Below are 20,552 nucleotides of genomic sequence, written 5' to 3'. Positions count from 1 at the left end.
AGCAACTTGAAAAAACTCGATCGTTGAGAGAAATGAAATTTAATGCTATTCTCTATGAAGAAAAATGTATGAAGGAGAGACGATCCATGTCGAAAAAAACTTTTACAGTAACAGCAGACACAGGCATTCATGCACGTCCTGCAACGCTGCTTGTTCAAACAGCAAGCAAATTCTCAAGCGATATAAATCTTGAATTTAACGGTAAAACAGTGAACTTAAAATCCATCATGGGTGTAATGTCACTTGGAATCGGCAAAGGTGCTGAAATTACGATTTCAGCAGAAGGCAGTGATGAAGAAGCTGCACTCCAAGCGATTGAAACACTACTCCAAAACGAAGGGCTGGCAAACTAATAATGGCAGCGATATTAAAAGGAATTGGCGCATCAGACGGAATTTCATTTGCAAAAGCTTACCGCTTAATGGAACCAGACTTAACAGTTGAGAAAAAGGATATAGCAGATGCTGCAGCTGAAGCGGAGCGTTTCCGCGCAGCGTTGAAAAAATCAGAAGCAGAACTTGAAGTAATCAAAGAAAAAGCACGCAAGGATTTAGGAGACGATAAAGCGGCTATTTTCGAAGCTCACCTGCTTGTGTTAAACGATCCAGAACTTACTGGACCGATTGAAGACAAAATTAAATCAGAGTCTGTGAATGCAGAATACGCGCTTCAAGAAACAGCAAACATGTTTATCGGCATGTTTGAAGCGATGGATAATGAATACATGAAAGAGCGCGCAGCAGATATTAAAGACGTAACAAAACGTGTATTGGCAGCGCTTCTTGGTGTAGATCTTCCAGCACCTGCTTTGATTGCAGAGGAGGTCGTTGTCGTTGCAGAAGATTTAACGCCTTCTATGACCGCTCAGCTGAACCGTGAATTCGTTAAAGGATTTACAACAGATATCGGCGGCCGTACGTCGCACTCTGCGATCATGGCACGTTCATTGGAAATTCCAGCGGTTGTTGGAACGAAAAATGCAACAACAGATATTCAAAACGGTGACATGATTATCATTGACGGTCTTCAAGGGGAAGTACACATTAACCCGACAGAAGAAGTAGCAGCAGAATACAAAAAACGTGCAGAAGCATACGCGCAGCAAAAAGCGGAATGGGCGAAGCTTGTAAACGAACAAACGGTTACAGCGGACGGCCGCCACGTTGAGCTTGCGGCTAACATTGGGACGCCTGCAGACCTTGAAGGGGTAAAAGCAAACGGCGGAGAAGGCGTTGGCTTGTACCGTACAGAATTTTTATACATGGGCCGCGATAACCTGCCTACAGAAGAAGAGCAATTTGAATCTTACAAAGCTGTTTTAGAAGGCATGGAAGGCAAACCGGTCGTTGTTCGCACATTGGATATCGGCGGTGATAAAGAGCTTCCATACTTGAACCTGCCGCATGAAATGAACCCATTCCTTGGTTTCCGTGCGATTCGTCTTTGCTTAGAAGAGCAGGATATTTTCCGTACGCAGCTTCGTGCTCTGCTTCGTGCGAGCATTTATGGAAACTTGAAAATCATGTTCCCGATGATTGCGACCGTAAACGAATTCCGCCAGGCAAAAGCCGTTCTTTTAGAAGAGCGTGCAAAACTTGAAGCAGAAGGCGTAAGCATTGCAGAACACATCGAGCTTGGCATCATGGTGGAAATTCCATCAACAGCTGTTATTGCTGACTTGTTTGCAAAAGAAGTAGACTTTTTCTCAATTGGCACAAACGACTTGATTCAATACACAATGGCGGCAGACCGTATGAACGAACGTGTATCTTACTTGTACCAGCCGTACAATCCGTCTATTCTGCGTCTTGTTAAAATGGTTATTGAAGCGGCGCACAAAGAAGGCAAATGGGCTGGCATGTGCGGTGAAATGGCCGGAGATGAAACAGCGATTCCATTACTTTTAGGTCTAGGCCTTGATGAATTCTCAATGAGTGCCACATCCATCCTAAAAGCACGTGCGCAAATGAAACATTTGTCAAAAGCAGACATGGAAGAGCTGGCAGCAAAAGCAATCCAAATGTCAACAGCTGAAGAAGTTGTAGAACTTGTTCAATCCATCAAAAAAAATTCATAAAAAAGGTGTAAAAGTAGAAAAAACGGGAATGATATAAACGTAACCAGTTTTTCATTCTCCATTTCTCTCACTTTTTGCCCGGGCGATCGCTGTCCGGGCTTTTTTTTATGAAAAAAAGCAGAGGCTGCATCACAGCCTCTGCTTTATTCATTAAAGTGTTCTTAAAAATTGCTCGATCCGCCGCAGCCCTTCTTCAATTTCCTCAACACTGCATGCATAAGACAAACGGAACCAGCCTTCCCCTGCATCAGAAAAAGCACTGCCGGGCACAACCGCTACTTTATATTTTTGAGCTAAAGTTAAACAAAAATCAAAAGAAGAGCCGATATAAGCTGTAGGTACTTTTACAAAAAAGTAAAAGGCACCATCAGGTTTGACCGTTTCTAGTCCGAGCTCCTGCAGTTTCTCAAAGGTGAAATCACGCCGCTTTTGGTATTCGCTGCGCATAGGCAGCGCATCATTCATGCCGTCGGTCAGGGCGGCAACCGCTGCTTTTTGGGAAACAGAAGAAGCGCAGGAGACGTTGTACTGATGGACTTTTAAAATGTGCTGTGTAATAGACTGCGGCGCAAATAAAAGCCCAATCCGCCAGCCGGTCATCGCATGTGACTTGGACAAGCCGTTTACGACAATCGTTTGTTCCGGCAAAAAGGACGCAATGGAAACGTGAGGACGTTCATACACAATTTCGCTGTAAATTTCGTCTGCTAAAACGAAAAGCTCATATCTTTTTGCCAGCGCCGCAATATCTTGAAGCTCCTGTTCCGTTAAGCTGACGCCAGTCGGATTTGAAGGATAAGGAAGAACGATCACTTTTGTTTTTTTTGATATGTATGGCTCGATTTTGTCGGCAGTCATGCGAAAATCATTATCGGTTACATTTACCATCACCGGCTTGGCACCGCATAAGTGAATAATGGGCTCATAACCGGGGTAAACAGGACCTGGAAGAATCACTTCATCACCCGGTTCCAGAGCAGCCCGCAGTGCAATGTCGATCGCCTGGCTTGCGCCAACGGTCACAATCACTTCAGTGTCCGCACTGTAAGAGACTCCATACTTTTCCTTATAAAAACGGACAGCAGCTTCTTTTAGCTCAGACAGACCGCTGTTTGGCGTATACACGGTCGCGTTTTGCTCGATAGCACGGATACCGGCTTCTTTTACATGGTCAGGAGTGTAAAAATCCGGCTGGCCGATCGTAAGAGAAATCATCCCTTCCTGAGTACCGACCAGGTTATAAAACTTGCGGATACCCGAAATTTCAATGCTTTTCACACGTGTGTTCAATCGATGTTCCATTTGTAAACCACCTTTTTTTCTTATCTAATATTATTATAATGTAAATTTTTCAATTAAATATTAAAGAATTATAAACTTTTCAAGCATCGACAATTTTTTCATTCGTGATATAGTAAAATAAAAAAGCAAGGGGACTTATGACTTATGACAAATGATTATGGAATTTTACTTGAATCTGGAACAAATGAACTTGAAATTGTGGAATTTGAAGTTCAAGGCAATAAATATGGGATTAATGTGATGAAAGTAAAAGAAATTATTCAGCCCATGCCTATTACTTTTATCCCACATGCCCACTCTCACATTGAAGGCATTATTCAGCTTCGTGGCGAGGTGCTGCCAGTGATTGATATGGCAAAAGTGCTGGGCCTGCAGCCATCTCAAAATGGCCAGATGGATAAATACATTGTAACAGAGTTTAACCAGCAAAAAGTGGTTTTTCACGTTCAAAACGTGACGCGCATTCACCGTATTTCCTGGAATGATATCGAAAAGCCGTCTGAAATGTATCAGGGAGGCAACAATCAAATTATCGGCGTGATCAAAATCAATGAAACGATGATTTTGTTGATCGACTTTGAAAAAATTGTCGTAGATATTAATCCGCACTCCGGCATTCACGTGGATCAAATTCGAAGCCTGGGCAAGCGTGAGCGGTCCGAAAAACAAATTATTGTGGCAGAGGACTCACCGCTGCTCCGCAAGCTGCTTCACGATACGCTGGTGGAAGCGGGATATGAACGGGTTGAGTTTTTTGAAAACGGTCAGATTGCCCTCGATTATTTAGAATCGACACTTGAACAGGAAAATACATTGGAAAAAGTGCAGCTGATTGTTACAGATATTGAAATGCCAAAAATGGACGGACACCATTTAACAAGACGGATCAAAGATCATCCTGTTTTGAAAAAACTTCCAGTCATTATTTTTTCTTCATTAATTACCGACGAGCTTCGCCACAAGGGTACAGGAGTAGGTGCCGATGCGCAGGTGAGCAAGCCGGAAATTGCCCGTCTTGTTCAGTATATTGATGAACTTGCCCTATAAAAGAAAGGACGCTTGCTTGTCAGCGGCGTCCTTTTCGTTCTTAATATGACTGACCAAGCGGTTTAAACACCGGCTTTGTGTACTTTTTCTGACCGGGAGGCTTCGGCTTTGTTTCTTTTTCTTTCATACCCGTATACGCCTCAAGAATACTTTTTGCTTTAGACAGCCCCATGGAACAGCGGGGGTTGCGTATTTGTTCGCTTAACCGCCCTAGGTGCGGCAATAAAGTAAAGTCTTCTTTACAAGGCGGCATATGAAAGGTGTATTCACCGCATGAAACAAGCACATCCGACTGCTGCCGGCTGTTTTTAGGATTTCGGGAAAAGTGAAGGCCTTTTTTTTCTGCTTTGCCTTCCTTGATCATCTTCAGGAGGGCGCATTTTTTCAGCGCATATAGATATTTTGGGTTTGTAGCCGTTTTTGCATGGCGGTTAACCGTGAAAATGGCTTTGGCGAGGGTCTCTTCGGATGAAGGTTCGGTGAAGGGTTCAGATTTTTTGCTCAATGTAGTGACTCCTTTCGTCCTCATTTTCTCTCATTATATACTGTTTAACCGTGATTTGGAAGCATTCATGGTGGTTTGCATGGTATATTTAAAGGGGAAAATGAATAAAAAAAGAAAGCGGGAATCACTGTGATGCAAACCAAAACAGGCATTATTGACATTGGATCCAATACAGTCCGTCTGGTTTTATATAAAGAGCAAGGGTCAGCGATTGAGGAATTTCGAAATGTAAAAGCACCTCTCAGGCTTCGGCACTTTTTAAATGAAAAAAGTGAAATGAGCGATGAAGGTGTCCGGCTGCTGCTTGAAGCACTGCTCAATTTCAAAGAAGTTCTCCGTTACTACGAGGTAACAGAGGTAGAATGTACTGCAACAGCTGCTATAAGACAGGCATCAAACCGGGATGCCATTATTGAAAGAGTCAAGGAAGAAACGGGATTTCATATCCGGCTGCTGTCGGGAGAGGAAGAAGCTTCTTACGGGCTGTCAGCCGTTTTGAAAACAATGCCGGCTGATAATGGACTGACGATTGATATCGGCGGAGGCAGTACAGAAATTACACTTTATAGAAACAGAAAATTGAAACATTTTTTCAGCTTTCCTTTTGGCGTAGTCTCCCTTAAAGAACAGTTTATCCCAGAAGACCGAATGAAGCCGAAAGAGCAGAAACGAATGGCTGAGTTTATTCAAGGAGAGCTTGAAAAATTCGATTGGCTTGGTGAAGCACCGGACGGCATGATTACGGCTGTGGGCGGCAGCGCGCGCAACTTGGCGAATGTCCAGCAGCTAAAAGAAAATTATCCGCCTCTTGGCGTACACGGCTATGAGCTGTCTGCAGAAGCTCTTGAACAGCTGCGCACCGAGCTTTCTCCGCTTTCATACACAGAGCTTGAGAAAGTGGATGGTCTTTCAAATGAGCGCGCTGATTTAATTTTGCCGGCTATTGAAGTCTTTTATCAGCTGACTATACATACAAAAGCGAAAAGAATGCTGGTCAGCTCCCGGGGGCTTCGGGATGGAATCATGCTGGAGCGGGCGAAAAACAGCAATTGGGACACAGCAGAAGATGTAAAACGAAACGGCGTGAAAAGACTGTTAACTGTTTATGGCCATGATGAAAATCATCATTACCAAATGATGAAGCTGACTCAAAATATGCTTCGCGGTTTTGAACAGGAACAGATTTTAAAGGTCACGAACAAAGAGCGGTTTATGATTGAACAAGCAGCGGCTTTGTTTTATCTCGGTGAATACATATCATCGAATGCAAAAAGCCGGCATACCTTTTATCTTCTGCTTAACTCCATGTTTGACGGCTTTACCCATCGAGAGAAAGCATATATTTCTTTGGTCGCTTCCTTTACAAATAATTCGACACTCAAGCAATATTTAGAGCAGTTCGACGGCTGGTTCACCAAAGAGGACATCCAAAAAATGCGGGAGTACGGCGCCCTGCTTAAGCTTTGTTTTAGCTTAAACAGCTCAAAGCGAAGCATTGTCAGCGATCTAGGTGTGAAAAGAAAACATGATCATATTGTTATTACGGTTTATTGTGAAGGAAGCGAGCTCGCTGAACGCTACCAAAGCGATAAACAAAAACGCCATTTAGAAAAAGCCTTGCAGACAGACATTCAGATAGAATTTAAACAAATTAAAGAAAACTGAAATGGGGGAGTCCGATGAGCAGGCAGACAGCCATTGATTTAGCGAATCCGAGATACTACAACAATCGAGAATTAAGCTGGCTTAACTTTAACAAACGTGTGTTGGAAGAATCATCGGATTTAAACAATCCTTTGCTGGAACGCATGAAATTTTTGGCGATCTTCAGTTCAAACTTAGATGAATTTTTTATGGTACGGGTAGCCGGCTTAAAAGATCAAGTAAAAGCAGGCTTTAATAAGCCTGAGAACAAAGCGGGCCTGACACCCAAGCAGCAGCTGAACCGGATCAGCATTAAAGCGCATGAGCTCGTGGAAACACAAAACAGGATATTAAGAGAGGAAATTCTTCCCGCTCTTAAAGAGGAAGGATTTTTGTTGAAAAAGCCGGCTGAGCTGGTGGATGAACAAAAGCGTTTTTTGCTTGATTACTTCGACAATGAAGTGTTTCCTGTTTTAACACCGATGGCCATTGACGCTTACCGCCCGTTTCCAATGCTGTTAAATAAATCACTTAATTTAGTTGTGATGCTGCAAAATGATGAGCCGGAAGCGGAAATGGACCGCGTAGCCATTGTGCAGGTGCCGGGAGTGCTGGAACGTACAATCGAAGTGCCGTCGGAGGAAGGCGGCACATTTGTTTTACTTGAAGACGTATTAGAATATTTTATTGACCGTATCTTTCAAGGGTATGTTGTGAAGAATGTGAATACTTTCCGGATTACACGCAATGCAGATATGGAAATTCACGAAGAAGGCGCCCGTGATTTGCTTCTTGAAATTGAAAAAGAATTAAAAAAGCGAAAATGGGGAGCCGCTGTCCGGCTCGAAATTAAATCTCAGGATTTAGATCAGGATGTACTGGACTACCTGCTTGAAGAGCTTGAAATTCATTTTAAAGATGTTTATGAAATAGACGGCCCGATTGATTTAACTTTCTTGTTTCCTTTTACGAAAAAGCTGAGCACGCTTCGTGAAGGGCTGACGTATGAAACGTTTATTCCGCAGCTGCCAATCGATTTGTCTTCCCGGGAAAATATTTTTGAAAGAGTATTGCAGCAGGATATTCTTTTTTATCACCCGTACGAATCATTCGAACCGGTAGTGGATTTTATCTCGCAGGCGGCAGATGATCCTACCGTTTTAGCGATTAAAATGACGCTTTACCGGGTCAGCGGCGATTCACCGATTATTGAGTCGCTTAAACGGGCAGCGGAAAAAGGAAAACAAGTTACCGTTCTCGTTGAATTAAAAGCGCGATTCGATGAAGAAAACAATGTTCAATGGGCCAAAGAGCTGGAAAAAGCGGGCTGTCATGTGATCTATGGCATGCACAATTTGAAAACGCATAGTAAAATTACGCTTGTTGTTCGGAAACGAGCAGGCCAGATTGAACGGTTCGTTCATCTCGGCACAGGTAATTACAACGATGCAACAGCAAAGCTTTACACGGACCATGGCTTAATTACATCTAAAAAAGAGTTTGGCGTAGATGCGACGAATTTCTTCAATTATTTAAGCGGGTACATGAACAAACCAAAATATAATCACTTAGTGGTCGCTCCATTTGATATTCAAGACGCATTTATAAAACTCATTGATGAGGAAATTGACAATCACAAAAAGTATGGAAACGGCCGGATTATTGCCAAGATGAATTCTTTAACAGATAAACGGTTAATTATGAAGCTGTACGAAGCATCCAACGCAGGGGTGCAAATTGACTGCATCATCCGTGGAATTTGCTGTATGCGCCCGGGAATTCCCGGCGTAAGTGAAAACATACGGGTAATCAGCATTGTGGGCCGCTTTTTAGAGCACAGCCGGATTTACTATTTCCATCATAACAGTGAACGGAATATTTACCTTTCTTCAGCAGATATGATGACACGCAATATGATTAAGCGGGTGGAAATTTTATTCCCGATCCTAGACCATACATTAAAAAACAGGCTGACGGACTTTTTGCATTTGCAGCTGTCGGATACAGCAAAAGCACGCTATCAGGACAATGAAGGAAACTACCATTACGTAGCCAGTGACAAAGATGAAATATATGTTGACAGCCAGCTTGAATGTTTACAGGCTGTTTATCAGCTAAGGGAAGACGAAGAATAAAACAAAAAAGGGAATCCACTTGTATTGCGGATTTCCTTTTTATTATATATTTATGAATGACCATTCATTCATAAAGGAGGAAAACACATGAAAAACCAAACAGTCATCATAACGGGCGGATCAAGCGGTATGGGAAAATATATGGCCCGGCGTTTTTTTGAGGAAGGAGCCAATGTAGTCATTTGCGGACGAAACGAAGAAAAATTAAGGGCGGCTAAAAATGAAATAAGCGGAGAAAACGACCGGCTTTTAACAGTGGCTATGGATGTACGCTGTCCTGAAGAAGCTGTGCAGCTGATGGAAAAGGCGGATCAGGCGTTTGGCTCGATCCATGTGCTCATTAATAATGCTGCCGGTAATTTTCTTTGTCCCACAGAAAAGCTGACGCCAAATGGATGGCAGGCTGTTATAGACATTGTGTTAAACGGAACCTTTTATTGTTCACACGCTGCAGGAAACTATTGGATTAAACGAAAAAGCAGCGGTTTAATCATTAACATGGCTGCTGCTTATGCATGGAATGCAGGAGCCAAAGTTGCGCATTCAGCTGCTGCCAAGGCAGGTGTACTGTCTCTCACACGTACTCTTGCAGTTGAATGGGGCTATCAGTATGGAATACGTGTTAATGCGATCGCTCCCGGTCCAATCGAGCGGACAGGAGGGGCTGAAAAACTATGGGAGTCATCAGAAGCAGCCCGGCGGACGCTGAACAGTGTACCGCTGGGCCGGCTTGGGACGCCCGAGGAAGTCGCTTCTCTTGCCCTTTTTTTGTGTTCGAAAGATGCTGCTTATATAAATGGTGAATGTATTACAATAGATGGCGGACAGTGGTTAAATCGCTTTCCTTTTTAAAAGCAGCGATAGGGCTGCTTTTTTTTGGAATCGCTTCCTTGTTTGTTGACAACATGTATATACAGGTGGTAAAGTCTTATTAAGATGTATATACAAGATTAGGAGGGCGGTAACAATGGGTGCATATTCAAAACAAGCGGAGCAGATTGTAGAGGCAGTCGGCGGACGTGATAATATTAGTGCAGCTACACATTGTGTAACACGGCTGCGTTTTGCGTTAAAAGATGACAGCAAAGTCGATACAGCAAAACTCGAACAAATTGATGTAGTCAAAGGATCTTTCGCAGCCAACGGACAGTATCAGGTTGTTATTGGCCAGGGTACAGTCAACAAGGTGTATCAGGATTTAGTTGACCAAACCGGTATTGGGGAATCTTCCAAAGATGATGTGAAAAAAGCATCAGAATCCAATTTAAATCCGCTGCAGCGGGCGATTAAAACATTGGCTGATATTTTTATACCCATTTTACCGGCCATTGTAACAGCCGGCTTGCTGCTTGGACTGAATAATATTTTAACCGGTCCCGGCATTTTCTTTGAGGAATCGTTAATCGAGCGTTACCCTCAGTGGGCTGACATTGCAAACGTTATCAACTTGATTGCGAATACAGCGTTTACCTTCCTGCCTGCCTTGATCGGATGGTCAGCCGTGAAGCGGTTTGGCGGCAGTCCGCTTTTAGGGATTGTGCTGGGATTAATTCTCGTTCATCCCGATTTATTGAACGCCTGGGCATACGGTGAAGCAGAAAAAGCAGGAGAAATTCCAACCTGGAATATTTTAGGGCTGACGGTTGAAAAAATCGGCTACCAGGGACAGGTCCTGCCTGTTTTATTCGCCTCCTATTTACTGGCAAAAATTGAAGTTTTCTTAACAAAAAGAGTTCCTGAAGGCATTCAGCTGCTCGTTGTAGCACCGGTTGCTCTTCTTATTACCGGGTTTGCCGCTTTTATTTTAATCGGTCCGGTTATGTTTATCGTTGGAAATGCCATCACAGATGCGGTTATTTATATTTTTGACACCGTACCGCTTTTAGGCGGCTTAATTTACGGCGGCCTGTACAGCGTGCTCGTTATCACAGGAATGCACCACACCTTCTTAGCTGTTGATTTGCAGCTGGTCGGCTCTCAGCTTGGCGGCACGTTTTTATGGCCGATGCTTGCTCTTTCTAACATCGCACAGGGCGCAGCTGCTTTAGCAATTGGGCTTTTAGCAAAAGAAGACCGTTTAAAAGGTCTTTCCTACACATCAGCACTGTCTGCGTTTCTCGGTGTAACAGAGCCGGCTATATTCGGGGTAAATCTCCGCTTCCGGTATGCTTTTATCGCTGCCATGATCAGCTCCGCCATTGCCGGTATGTTTATCTCGGTAAATGGTGTTCTCGCTAGTACGATTGGTGTTGGAGGCATTCCAGGCTTTCTCGTTATCAGTAAAGGAATGACATCCTTTTTGATCGGCATGGTCATTGTAATCGTTCTGCCGATCATCCTCACATTTATTTTTTCACGATTTGCGAAACAAAAATAAAGGGCGCTTTTGCCCTTTTTTCTATTAGGAGGCTTACGATATGAATGAACAATGGTGGAAACAAAGTGTTGTATATCAAATTTATCCGAAAAGCTTTAATGATACGAACGGCAGCGGAGTCGGCGACTTGCGGGGCATTATTGAAAAGCTGGATTATTTAAAAGACCTCGGGGTTGATGTGCTGTGGCTGACGCCCATTTATGCGTCCCCGCAAAAAGACAACGGCTATGACATCAGCGATTATTATGCGGTAAACCCGGAATACGGAACAATGGCTGACGTGGAAGAGCTACTCGAGCAAGCCCATAATCGGGAGATCAAAATTGTCATGGACCTCGTTGTTAACCACACTTCTACCGAGCATAACTGGTTTCAGCAGTCGAGAGAAGCTGACGGCCGCTTCCGGGACTACTATATTTGGAAAGACGGAGTAAACGGAGGTCCGCCAAACAACTGGAAGTCAAAATTTGGCGGATCAGCATGGGCTTATGATGAAAAGCGCGGCCAGTATTATCTGCATTTATTTGATCGTACGCAGGCCGATTTAAATTGGGAAAACGAACAAGTTCGCCGTGATCTATATGAAATGATGCATTTTTGGCTTCAAAAAGGGATTGACGGCTTCCGTCTGGATGTCATTAATCTTATTTCCAAAGATCAATCTTTCCCAGATGACTTTGAAGGAGACGGACGGCGCTTTTACACAGATGGACCGCGGGTTCACGAGTTTTTACGTGAGATGAATGATAACGTGTTTTCTCAGTATGATCTGTTAACGGTAGGTGAAATGTCTTCTACAACCATTGAACACTGCATTCGTTATTCTCATCCGGATTCGCATGAATTGGCGATGACCTTTAATTTCCATCATTTAAAAGCGGATTATCCTGGAGGAGAAAAATGGACAGCCGCTCCGTTTGATTTTTTGTGGCTGAAAGGGATTATGTCAGACTGGCAGCAGGAAATGGATAAAGGCGGAGGCTGGAATGCCTTGTTCTGGTGTAACCATGACCAGCCGCGTATTGTAAGCCGGTATGGAAATGACGGAGAATACCGGATGAAGTCAGCGAAGATGCTGGCAAACGCCATTCATTTTATGAAAGGAACCCCTTATATTTACCAAGGCGAAGAAATTGGAATGACAAATCCTCATTTTGAACGGATTGAGCAGTATCGTGATGTGGAGTCTTTGAATATGTACAATGAAATGCGCGCCCAGGGAATGGCAGAGGAAGACATCATGACGATTATAAAGCAAAAATCACGTGATAACAGCCGGACGCCTGTTCAGTGGAACAGCGGAAAAAATGCCGGCTTCACAAGCGGCACTCCATGGATTGAAACGGCTGAAAACTACAAAGAAATTAATGTGGAAACCGCACAACAAGATCCAGACTCTATTTTTTATCATTACAAAACACTGATTGAGCTCCGGAAAAAGGAAAAGGTGATGCGTGAAGGAAGCTACCGGCTGCTTATGAGCGACCATCCTGAGCTGTTTGTATATATGAGAGAATACGAAGGAGAAGCATGGATCGTCATCAATAATTTTTATGGCCGCCCCGTGCCATTCGTTGTACCTGAAGAATTGAAAGGCAATCGTTCATCTCTTGTTCTGTCAAATGAGAAAGAAGCTCCTGTGCATCTTTCAAGCCGGACATTAACGCCTTATGAAAGCACCGTGTACCGTCTGTTTAACTAATCCATTTTGTGTTATAGTGGAGGGAATGACAGTATGCAGGTGAACGAAGATGAAAATCAATAAATACAAGTATATTTATGAAGAGCTGGTTGAGAAAATAAAAACGGGTGTTTTTCAGCCGGGTGAGCTTATTCCGTCAGAGCATGACCTGGCCGCCAGCTATGAAACATCCAGGGAAACGATTCGAAAAGCGCTGACACTTCTTTCGCAAAATGGTTTTATTCAAAAGCTGCGCGGCAAAGGCTCGGTCGTTCTTGACACGAGCCGTGCAAGCTTTCCATTTTCGGGGCTTGTCAGCTTTAAAGAGCTGGCAGAAGGGCTTAACGCAGCCATTCACACAGATGTAGAAGAGCTTGCATTAATTCGTCCCGAGCCATATTTGCAGCATCAGCTTCAATGCAGTCCAAAGGAAGAGATATGGAAAGTGACCCGGACGCGTGTTTTCGATGGGGAGCGTGTTATTTTAGACAAGGATTTTTTATTGAAAAAGCATGTTCCCTCTCTGACAGAAGAGATATGCGGACAATCGATTTATGCTTATATTGAAGAAGAACTTGGTTTAACGATCAGTTTTGCTAAAAAGGAAATAACCGTTGAGCCCTGCACAGAAGAAGACACTGCCCTTCTTGACATGAATGGCTGTTCACATATTGCTGTGGTGCGCAACTACGTTTATTTAGATGATGCGAGTCTTTTTCAGTATACGGAGTCAAGACACCGGCCGGATAAATTTCGATTCGTCGATTTTGCCCGCCGGCATATGATGTAGCCTGGCGCGTTTCTGTGCCGGGCTTCTTTGAATTAACAGCATAATAAATAAAAGTCATGTATAATAATAAACGATTGGACGGAATGGGGGGTTTTTCATGGATGCATTGGAAATTATGAGTCATTTGGATCGTGTTGTACCATATTACCAGCCGATCTTCAGCGCTGATGAACATAAAATTATTGGGTATGAAGTGTTAGGCCGTTACATAGAAGGAGAGACGGTCCATAGTCTCGGACACTTTTTCCATGATGAAGATACACCGGATGACTACCGTTGTGAAGTAGAAGATGTCATTATACGAAAAGCACTCGATGCTTTTTTGAAAGCCGGCAGAACCGAAATGCTGTTTGTAAACCGGCGGGCAGCCGGACTGCTTGAGGATTACGGTGAATCTTTTCTGGCTATTTTAGACGAATATACCGAAAAAGGATTAAGGTATGAGCAGATTGTGCTGGAGATCTCGGAAGCGGATTACAGCAAATCACTTGATAATGTTCTTCGCTACTATAAAACACTTGGGATTCGGCTTGCCGTTGATCATATAGGGGAAGTGGACGTGGACGGGGATATTCGCCGTTTTGCCGGGTCATCACCTGATATTTTAAAAATAAGCCTGCAGGCCCTTCGAAAAGACGCCAGTGACCAGACCTATAAAAATATCGTTTATTCCCTTTCAATGTTTGCCCGTAAAATTGGTGCCTCGCTCTTGTTTGAAACCGTGGAAGCAGAGTATCAGCTTCAGTATGCCTGGAAAAATGGCGGGCGTTATTATCAAGGCTTTTACTTATCGGAGCCTATGCCCGATTTTGCCCAGCCTGACGGGCAAAAAGAAATGCTAAGGGAAAAGTGCAGCCGGTTTATTACGTATGAAAAACAGGCGCTCAGCAGCGTATATGCGCTGGCGGACCAGCTGGAAAGCGGACTGAGTGCTATCATTTCCAGATCGAAATCAGCCCCGAAAGAAAAGCTCCTCGAAGATATCGCCAGGGAGTTTAATGAAATGTGTTTCCGGTTATATATATGTGATGAGAATGGTTTTGAATTAACACCAAACTACTTTAAAAGGGATGGCCGATGGATTTTTCAGCCGGAATATTTAAACAAGAATTGGAGCTGGCGCCCTTATTTTCTTGAAAACATCGTCCGGATGAATAAAAACGGCGGCGGTTTAATCTCTGATTTGTATAATGATCTTGAAACAGGAGAAACCATCCGAACATTTTCTTACCCGGTGAATGAGCACGAATATTTATTTTTTGATATTCCATATGCTTATTTATACGACCAGGATGGATTGCTCTATTAACGTATGAAGCTGGAGGAATCCGGGCACAATGGAAGTATCCTGGCATAAAGGGGATGCTTATGGAAGCTTGGATTCTATTATCAGCTGCTGTTTTGCTTGGCGGCCTGCTTTGGACTGCCAGATTGATGAAACGGTCCGGTGCTTTTGGCATTCGAGATACAGCCAATTCTAAGCCGGTTCGCCAGCATCCATATGGATTGAATCCGATCATTTGGCTATTTATCGCGATGTTTGTCATATTTCTTGGAATTATTGCAATTGTATGGCTGCAGGGGCGCTGATTTTGGCGTCTTTTTTATTTGTAGATTGTGAAAAAAGAGGGCAAAAATATTGGATTAAAGCAGGGATGTATGGTATATTTCTTGTGCTTACTAAATGGTTAACGAAAGAAAGGGGTCGACAATATATGTCACAATTAGTTGGAATCGTACAGCGCCTTAAATCACTGCAGGAAGGCGGAGAGCAGGGAGAGGTACAGCAGCGCTTGTTTGAATTAAACGGCAAAACACTCTGCCAGGTAAAATATTTCCCAAATAAAGACACGTTCGAACTTGAAGTATATGATAAGGACGGAAAAGGAAGCAAGTATCCTTTTGATGATATTGACATGACAGCAATCGAAATTTTTGAACTTCTTCAAGAAGCGAAGCAGGAAGCACAAGGGTAACATCAGGCGGCCAGGGCCGGATCTTTTTGAAGAAGAACGGCTCGTTTCTCTGGTAGAAGCTACAGGCATTTTGCTATAATGGAAGGTAAGTAAAGCGCTTACAAAAAAGAAAGGAAGAACACCAATGATCTCCTTCAGAAACAAAGACGTTCTGCAGACAAATATTATGGATTACATTATTCCGGGAGAGAAAGTGGCATTTGTCCAGCGGGGAAACAGTCTGGAGCATGCATTGCTGATTCTGACGAAAAGTGGTTACACGGCTATTCCGGTTTTGGATACCAAATACCGTCTTGAAGGGCTGATTAGCATTCCTATGATTACGGAAGCGCTTCTCGGTCTTGAACGTATTGAGTTTGAGCGGCTTGATAAGCTGAAAGTAGAGGATGTGATGGCCGTTGATAAACCGAGATTAACGGTTCATGACCACTTCCGAAAAGCGCTTGGACAGCTTATTAATCATCCTTTTTTGTGTGTAACTGATGAAGAAGGCCATTTTGAGGGTATATTAACGAGACGGGTCATTTTAAAGCAGCTCAATTATTATGTTGATGGATTAAATTAAAGATCCGCCAGGCGGCGGATTTTTTTTTATTGAATTTGGGGTGAAAGGGTTGAAACCAAAACAAACAAAGCGTCCTCTCGTTTTGGCGGCTGTGATGCTGGCCATGTTTATGGGAGCGATCGAAGCAACAATTGTTTCAACGGCTATGCCGGATATTGTAGCGGAGCTTGGTGGTTTTTCGCTGTATAGCTGGGTGTTCTCTGCTTATTTGCTTATGAACGCAGCGACTGTTTTAATTTATGGAAAGCTATCGGATATCTTTGGCCGGCGGCCGGTTTTATTTGCGGGTATGACGATTTTTTTGGCCGGCTCTATTCTTTGCGGACTGGCCGGCTCAATGGAGCAGATGATTCTTTTCCGCTTTATTCAAGGAGTGGGGGCCGGTGCAGTAATGCCCATTGCCACGACCATTGTCGGCGATATTTATTCCAAGGAAGAGCGGGCGCATATTCAAGGCTATCTGTCGAGTGTGTGGGGCATTTCGGCCGTTTCCGGACCGGCACTTGGCGGACTGCTTGTAGAATATGTATCGTGGCGCTGGGTATTTTGGATTAACATACCTCTTGGTGTTGTTTCGATGGTCATGCTGGGCCTTTTCCTGCATGAGAAGGTAGAAAAGAAAAAGCCGGATATCGACTATATCGGAACGGTGCTTTTTTTAGTAGGAATTTCAACGTTTATGTACTGGTTAGTTGAAGCAGGCAACACAGCTCATACAGGTCCGCTGCTGGTGCTTGGAGCCGTTTCGTTTTGTCTTTTTGCTTTGCACGAACGGCGTACGCCGTCTCCTATTGTGCCTTTTCATTTGTGGAAGGTGCGTCCAATCTTAATTGCCAACCTTGTATCGTTAACGACCGGCATTATGCTCATCGGCATTTCATCTTTTTTGCCGACTTATGTACAGGGTGTGATGGGGAAAAGTGCTACGATCGCCGGGTTCACGCTGACCGCTATGTCAATCGGCTGGCCGATTGCTTCCTCTTTATCCGGCCGCCTTCTTCATTCCATTGGCTACCGTGCTACAACTCTAATTGGAGGGGCAGCACTGTTAGCCGGCGGCTTAATGTTTATGTTCATGACACCGGATTTAGGCCCCTGGTGGGCAGCCGCTTCTTCTTTCGTCACAGGAGTGGGAATGGGTTTGACCTCGACTGCTTTTATCATTTCAATACAAAATGCGGTCGAATGGCATGAAAGAGGAGCTGCGACGGCAGCCAATATGTTTATGAGAAATATCGGCAATGCTATAGGGGCAGCGCTGCTTGGCGGTGTACTAAACAGTCAGTTGTCCGCTTATTTGGCAGGTAAAAGCGGAGCGGATAATCTGAGCGTTAACTCCGTGAATGAGCTCCTCGGCGGAGAAGGAGATATACCGGCTTCCGCCCGCGCTATTTTAGGTGAAGGGCTGACTTCTTCCCTGCACGCGGTTTATTTTGTCGTTTTCCTATTTGCGGCCCTTTCATTTATTCTGCTTTTGTTTTTAAAGAAAGGAGAGTGACGGGATGTCTGTTTCAGAATTTCGGCTGCTGACCGTTCTTGCAGAAGAAATGAATATGCGCAAAGCAGCAGAGCGGCTTTTTGTTTCTCAGCCGGCTCTTTCCCAGCGCCTGCAGACAGTCGAAAAAGAGTGGGGGGTTAAAATTTTTAACCGTTCTACAAAAGGGCTTTCTTTAACGCCGGCAGGTGAGAGAATTGTGGAATACGCAAAAGAAACCCTGGAGAAAAGAGAGCGTCTCCTCGAAGAGCTGCAGCTGCTTGAGCCGCAGGTGCATGGAACATTGAAAATCGCCTGCGCTACCATCGTCGGCCAAAACTGGCTGCCAAAAGTGCTAAAGCTGTACGTAGAACGCTATCCCCAGGCCAAAATTCAGCTGATTACCGGCTGGAGCAGCGAAATTGTCAAAGCGCTTTATGAAGGGGATGTACATGTTGGCATTATACGTGGAACGCCGGAATGGAAGGGGCGAAAAATTCACTTGTTTGAAGATCCGCTTTATTTAGTCGATAAAGATATTCAAAATGTGGAAGATGTGCTTTCCACCGACAAACCGTTTATTCAATTCAAAAGTGACTCAAGCTACTATCAGGAAATACAAGAATGGTGGCACAGTCGTTTTCAAATGGCGCCAAAGCGCTCAATTGTGGTAGACCAAATTGAAACATGCCGGCAGATGGCGTTTAATGGACTTGGGTACGCGATTTTGCCAGCTATTACATTAGCGAATCATGAACATGATCTTTTTCAAATCCCGCTTCTTGACCGTGAAGGCGCACCGATTCAGCGTGATACGTGGCTTCTTGGCTATGATGCCGCTTTCGAACTTCGTCAAGTGCAGGCATTTGTCGAAACAGTGGAGCTTTTTATGGCACAATCGGAAGAAAATCGCTTGTGAAAGTGGCGCTGCTTTGATACAGTAATAGCAGAAAAAACAGATTGACCAGGAGGAATACATACTTATGAAAATGATGGATGCACACGAAATTATTGCTTTTATCGGAAACAGCAAAAAATCAACACCGGTAAAAGTGTACGTAAACGGAGACGTAGAAGGCATTAACTTCGGCGAATCAGCAAAAGTATTTGGCGAAGGCAAATCTGTTGTTGTGTTCGGTGAATGGGCAGAAGTGTCTGAAGCACTTGAGCAAAATAAAGATAAAATCACTGATTACGTAGTGGAAAATGACCGCCGCAACTCTGCGATTCCGCTTTTAGATATGAAAAACATTAAAGCGCGTATTGAGCCGGGTGTTGTAATCCGCGATCAAGTTGAAATCGGAGATAATGCCGTTATTATGATGGGTGCTTCTATTAATATTGGAGCAGTAGTTGGCGAAGGAACAATGATCGACATGAATGCGGTTCTTGGCGGGCGTGCGACAACGGGTAAAAACTGCCATGTTGGTGCAGGCGCTGTGTTAGCGGGTGTGATTGAGCCGCCTTCTGCTTCACCGGTTATTTTAGAAGACAACGTTTTAATCGGGGCAAATGCGGTTGTGCTTGAAGGTTGCCGTATTGGCGAAGGTTCTGTCGTGGCTGCAGGCGCGATCGTTACAGAAGATATCCCGCCTTACTCTGTTGCAGTTGGAGCACCAGCACGCGTGATTAAACAGATCGATGATAAAACAAAATCAAAAACAGAAATCATGCAGGAACTCCGTAAACTATAAAAGCGGTAATCATAAGGACGCGTGGGCAGCTGCTCGCGCGTTCTTTTTCTAAAAAGGGGGAAAAGAAATGAGCCAATTTACGGCTATTCGACGTGATTTGCACCAAATTCCAGAGCTCGGATTTCAAGAATTCAAAACGCAGGCTTATTTGCTGGAGTATTTAAGATCACTTCCGCAGGAGCGGATGGAAATTCAAACATGGCGGACAGGCATTCTTGTAAAAATAAACGGGTCTAACCCATCTAAAACAATCGGATGGCGGACAGATATCGATGGCCTGCCTATTACCGAGCAGACCGGCCTTTCGTTTGCTTCAACACACGAAGGGCGTATGCACGCATGCGGCCATGATCTGCATATGAGCATTGCACTTGGCGTGATTACTCATTTTGCTTCTCATCCGATTGATGACGATTTAGTTTTTATTTTTCAGCCGGCAGAAGAAGGACCAGGAGGAGCCGAGCCGATGATGGCATCGAAAGAGTTCCGCGCATGGCTGCCGGATGAAATTTATGCACTTCATATTGCGCCGGAGCATCCGGCGGGCACAATTTCCACGAAGCCGGGCCTTTTATTTGCGAATACGTCAGAGCTGTTTATTGATATTCGCGGCAAAGGCGGCCACGCTGCTTACCCGCACGAAACAAAGGATATGGTCGTAGCGGCCTCTTACTTTGTTACACAGCTCCAGTCTATCGTTTCCCGAAACGTTGACCCGCTTGATAGTGCTGTGGTGACGGTAGGGAAAATGACGGCCGGCACTGTGCAAAATGTGATCGCCGACCATGCAAGGCTGGAAGGCACCATCCGCACGCTTTCACCAGAAGCAATGGTAAAAGCAAAGGCACGGGTTCAGTCTCTTTTAAAAGGGATAGAAACGGCGTTTGACTGCGAAACAGAAATCGACTGCGGCAGCGGCTATTATCAAGTGTATAATGATCCGGAAGTGACGGGCCGCTTTATTCAATTTGCAATGCAGCAGCCAGATATCCAATTCGTGCAGGCACGAGAAGCCATGACAGGAGAAGACTTTGGCTTTATGCTGAAAGAAATTCCAGGTCTTATGTTTTGGCTTGGTGTTGGATCGGAGTATGGCCTTCATCACGCTAAATTAAACCCGGATGAGACGGCGATCCAAACGGCAATTTCATTTATCAGCGGTTACTTTGAGCAGCTGGGCAGCCGCTGAGCATTTTTAAAGGACCAACCATCTTACAAAGCGCTCCATTTAAGCGAGCCGGCTTTGCCCTCCAAACTGAAAACGAAACTACAAAAACCCTTTAAT

At 44.2% G+C, this 20,552-nt stretch carries 19 protein-coding genes; 17 read left to right on the top strand and 2 right to left on the bottom strand.

Annotation, left to right across the window (positions count from 1 at the left end; all coding sequences use genetic code 11):
• The first annotated feature begins 86 nt into the window (after positions 1-86).
• Entirely contained in the window at positions 87-353 is a 267-nt protein-coding gene (locus RRU94_RS20440) for a phosphocarrier protein HPr (RefSeq protein ID WP_315692710.1), read from the top strand.
• Between the two features lie 2 nt (positions 354-355).
• Complete coding sequence (ptsP, locus tag RRU94_RS20435; protein ID WP_315692708.1) at positions 356-2,077, top strand: phosphoenolpyruvate--protein phosphotransferase; 1,722 nt, start codon at positions 356-358, stop codon at positions 2,075-2,077.
• A 150-nt stretch (positions 2,078-2,227) separates the two neighbouring features.
• Here the strand turns inward: ptsP and RRU94_RS20430 are convergent, their stop codons facing one another.
• Positions 2,228-3,379: an aminotransferase A gene (locus RRU94_RS20430; RefSeq protein WP_315692706.1), complete on the bottom strand. Its 1,152-nt coding sequence runs from the start codon at positions 3,377-3,379 to the stop codon at positions 2,228-2,230.
• Between the two features lie 144 nt (positions 3,380-3,523).
• On the opposite strand from RRU94_RS20430, the gene RRU94_RS20425 reads away from it, so the two are divergent.
• Positions 3,524-4,426, top strand: coding sequence for a chemotaxis protein (locus tag RRU94_RS20425; RefSeq protein WP_315692705.1), 903 nt, complete (start codon positions 3,524-3,526; stop codon positions 4,424-4,426).
• 40 nt (positions 4,427-4,466) lie between these two features.
• On the opposite strand, the gene RRU94_RS20420 is transcribed toward RRU94_RS20425, so the two are convergent.
• A complete protein-coding gene (locus tag RRU94_RS20420) occupies positions 4,467-4,931 on the bottom strand; it encodes a YkyB family protein (protein ID WP_410492990.1) in 465 nt (154 codons plus the stop codon).
• A gap of 132 nt (positions 4,932-5,063) precedes the next feature.
• Between RRU94_RS20420 and RRU94_RS20415 the strand changes: the two genes are divergently transcribed.
• From RRU94_RS20415 to RRU94_RS20350, 14 genes are all read left to right on the top strand, one after another.
• Complete coding sequence (locus tag RRU94_RS20415) at positions 5,064-6,596, top strand: Ppx/GppA phosphatase family protein (protein ID WP_315696072.1); 1,533 nt, start codon at positions 5,064-5,066, stop codon at positions 6,594-6,596.
• A 14-nt stretch (positions 6,597-6,610) separates the two neighbouring features.
• Positions 6,611-8,710, top strand: coding sequence for an RNA degradosome polyphosphate kinase (locus tag RRU94_RS20410; protein WP_315692703.1), 2,100 nt, complete (start codon positions 6,611-6,613; stop codon positions 8,708-8,710).
• 87 nt (positions 8,711-8,797) lie between these two features.
• Entirely contained in the window at positions 8,798-9,562 is a 765-nt protein-coding gene (gene fadH / locus RRU94_RS20405) for a 2,4-dienoyl-CoA reductase (protein ID WP_315692702.1), read from the top strand.
• 115 nt (positions 9,563-9,677) lie between these two features.
• Complete coding sequence (treP, locus tag RRU94_RS20400; RefSeq protein ID WP_315692701.1) at positions 9,678-11,087, top strand: PTS system trehalose-specific EIIBC component; 1,410 nt, start codon at positions 9,678-9,680, stop codon at positions 11,085-11,087.
• 40 nt (positions 11,088-11,127) lie between these two features.
• A complete protein-coding gene (treC, locus tag RRU94_RS20395; protein WP_315692700.1) occupies positions 11,128-12,789 on the top strand; it encodes an alpha,alpha-phosphotrehalase in 1,662 nt (553 codons plus the stop codon).
• Between the two features lie 49 nt (positions 12,790-12,838).
• Positions 12,839-13,558 (top strand): trehalose operon repressor, encoded by a 720-nt coding sequence (gene treR / locus RRU94_RS20390; RefSeq protein ID WP_315692699.1) that lies wholly within the window; start codon positions 12,839-12,841, stop codon positions 13,556-13,558.
• Between the two features lie 97 nt (positions 13,559-13,655).
• Complete coding sequence (locus RRU94_RS20385) at positions 13,656-14,867, top strand: EAL domain-containing protein (protein WP_315692698.1); 1,212 nt, start codon at positions 13,656-13,658, stop codon at positions 14,865-14,867.
• Positions 14,868-14,926: 59 nt separating this feature from the next.
• Positions 14,927-15,148: a hypothetical protein gene (locus tag RRU94_RS20380; RefSeq protein ID WP_315692697.1), complete on the top strand. Its 222-nt coding sequence runs from the start codon at positions 14,927-14,929 to the stop codon at positions 15,146-15,148.
• A gap of 125 nt (positions 15,149-15,273) precedes the next feature.
• Positions 15,274-15,534: a YkuJ family protein gene (locus tag RRU94_RS20375; RefSeq protein WP_046179710.1), complete on the top strand. Its 261-nt coding sequence runs from the start codon at positions 15,274-15,276 to the stop codon at positions 15,532-15,534.
• A 124-nt stretch (positions 15,535-15,658) separates the two neighbouring features.
• The gene (cbpB, locus tag RRU94_RS20370) at positions 15,659-16,099 is read left to right on the top strand and encodes a cyclic-di-AMP-binding protein CbpB (protein WP_315692695.1); all 441 of its coding nucleotides are present in this window, start codon (positions 15,659-15,661) and stop codon (positions 16,097-16,099) included.
• Between the two features lie 94 nt (positions 16,100-16,193).
• A complete protein-coding gene (locus RRU94_RS20365) occupies positions 16,194-17,597 on the top strand; it encodes an MDR family MFS transporter (protein ID WP_410493057.1) in 1,404 nt (467 codons plus the stop codon).
• Positions 17,598-17,601: 4 nt separating this feature from the next.
• The gene (locus RRU94_RS20360; protein ID WP_315692690.1) at positions 17,602-18,492 is read left to right on the top strand and encodes a transcriptional regulator CcpC; all 891 of its coding nucleotides are present in this window, start codon (positions 17,602-17,604) and stop codon (positions 18,490-18,492) included.
• A 64-nt stretch (positions 18,493-18,556) separates the two neighbouring features.
• On the top strand, positions 18,557-19,267 hold the full coding sequence (gene dapD / locus RRU94_RS20355) for a 2,3,4,5-tetrahydropyridine-2,6-dicarboxylate N-acetyltransferase (protein WP_242232181.1): 711 nt from the start codon (positions 18,557-18,559) through the stop codon (positions 19,265-19,267).
• A 67-nt stretch (positions 19,268-19,334) separates the two neighbouring features.
• Positions 19,335-20,456, top strand: coding sequence for an N-acetyldiaminopimelate deacetylase (locus RRU94_RS20350; RefSeq protein WP_315692688.1), 1,122 nt, complete (start codon positions 19,335-19,337; stop codon positions 20,454-20,456).
• The last annotated feature ends 96 nt before the right edge of the window (positions 20,457-20,552 follow it).

This window comes from Domibacillus sp. DTU_2020_1001157_1_SI_ALB_TIR_016, from assembly GCF_032341995.1.
Taxonomy (GTDB): Bacteria; Bacillota; Bacilli; order Bacillales; family Domibacillaceae; genus Domibacillus; species Domibacillus indicus_A.
Note: the sequence above shows the minus strand (reverse complement) of the source record. Positions and strands in the feature narration are given on the sequence as shown.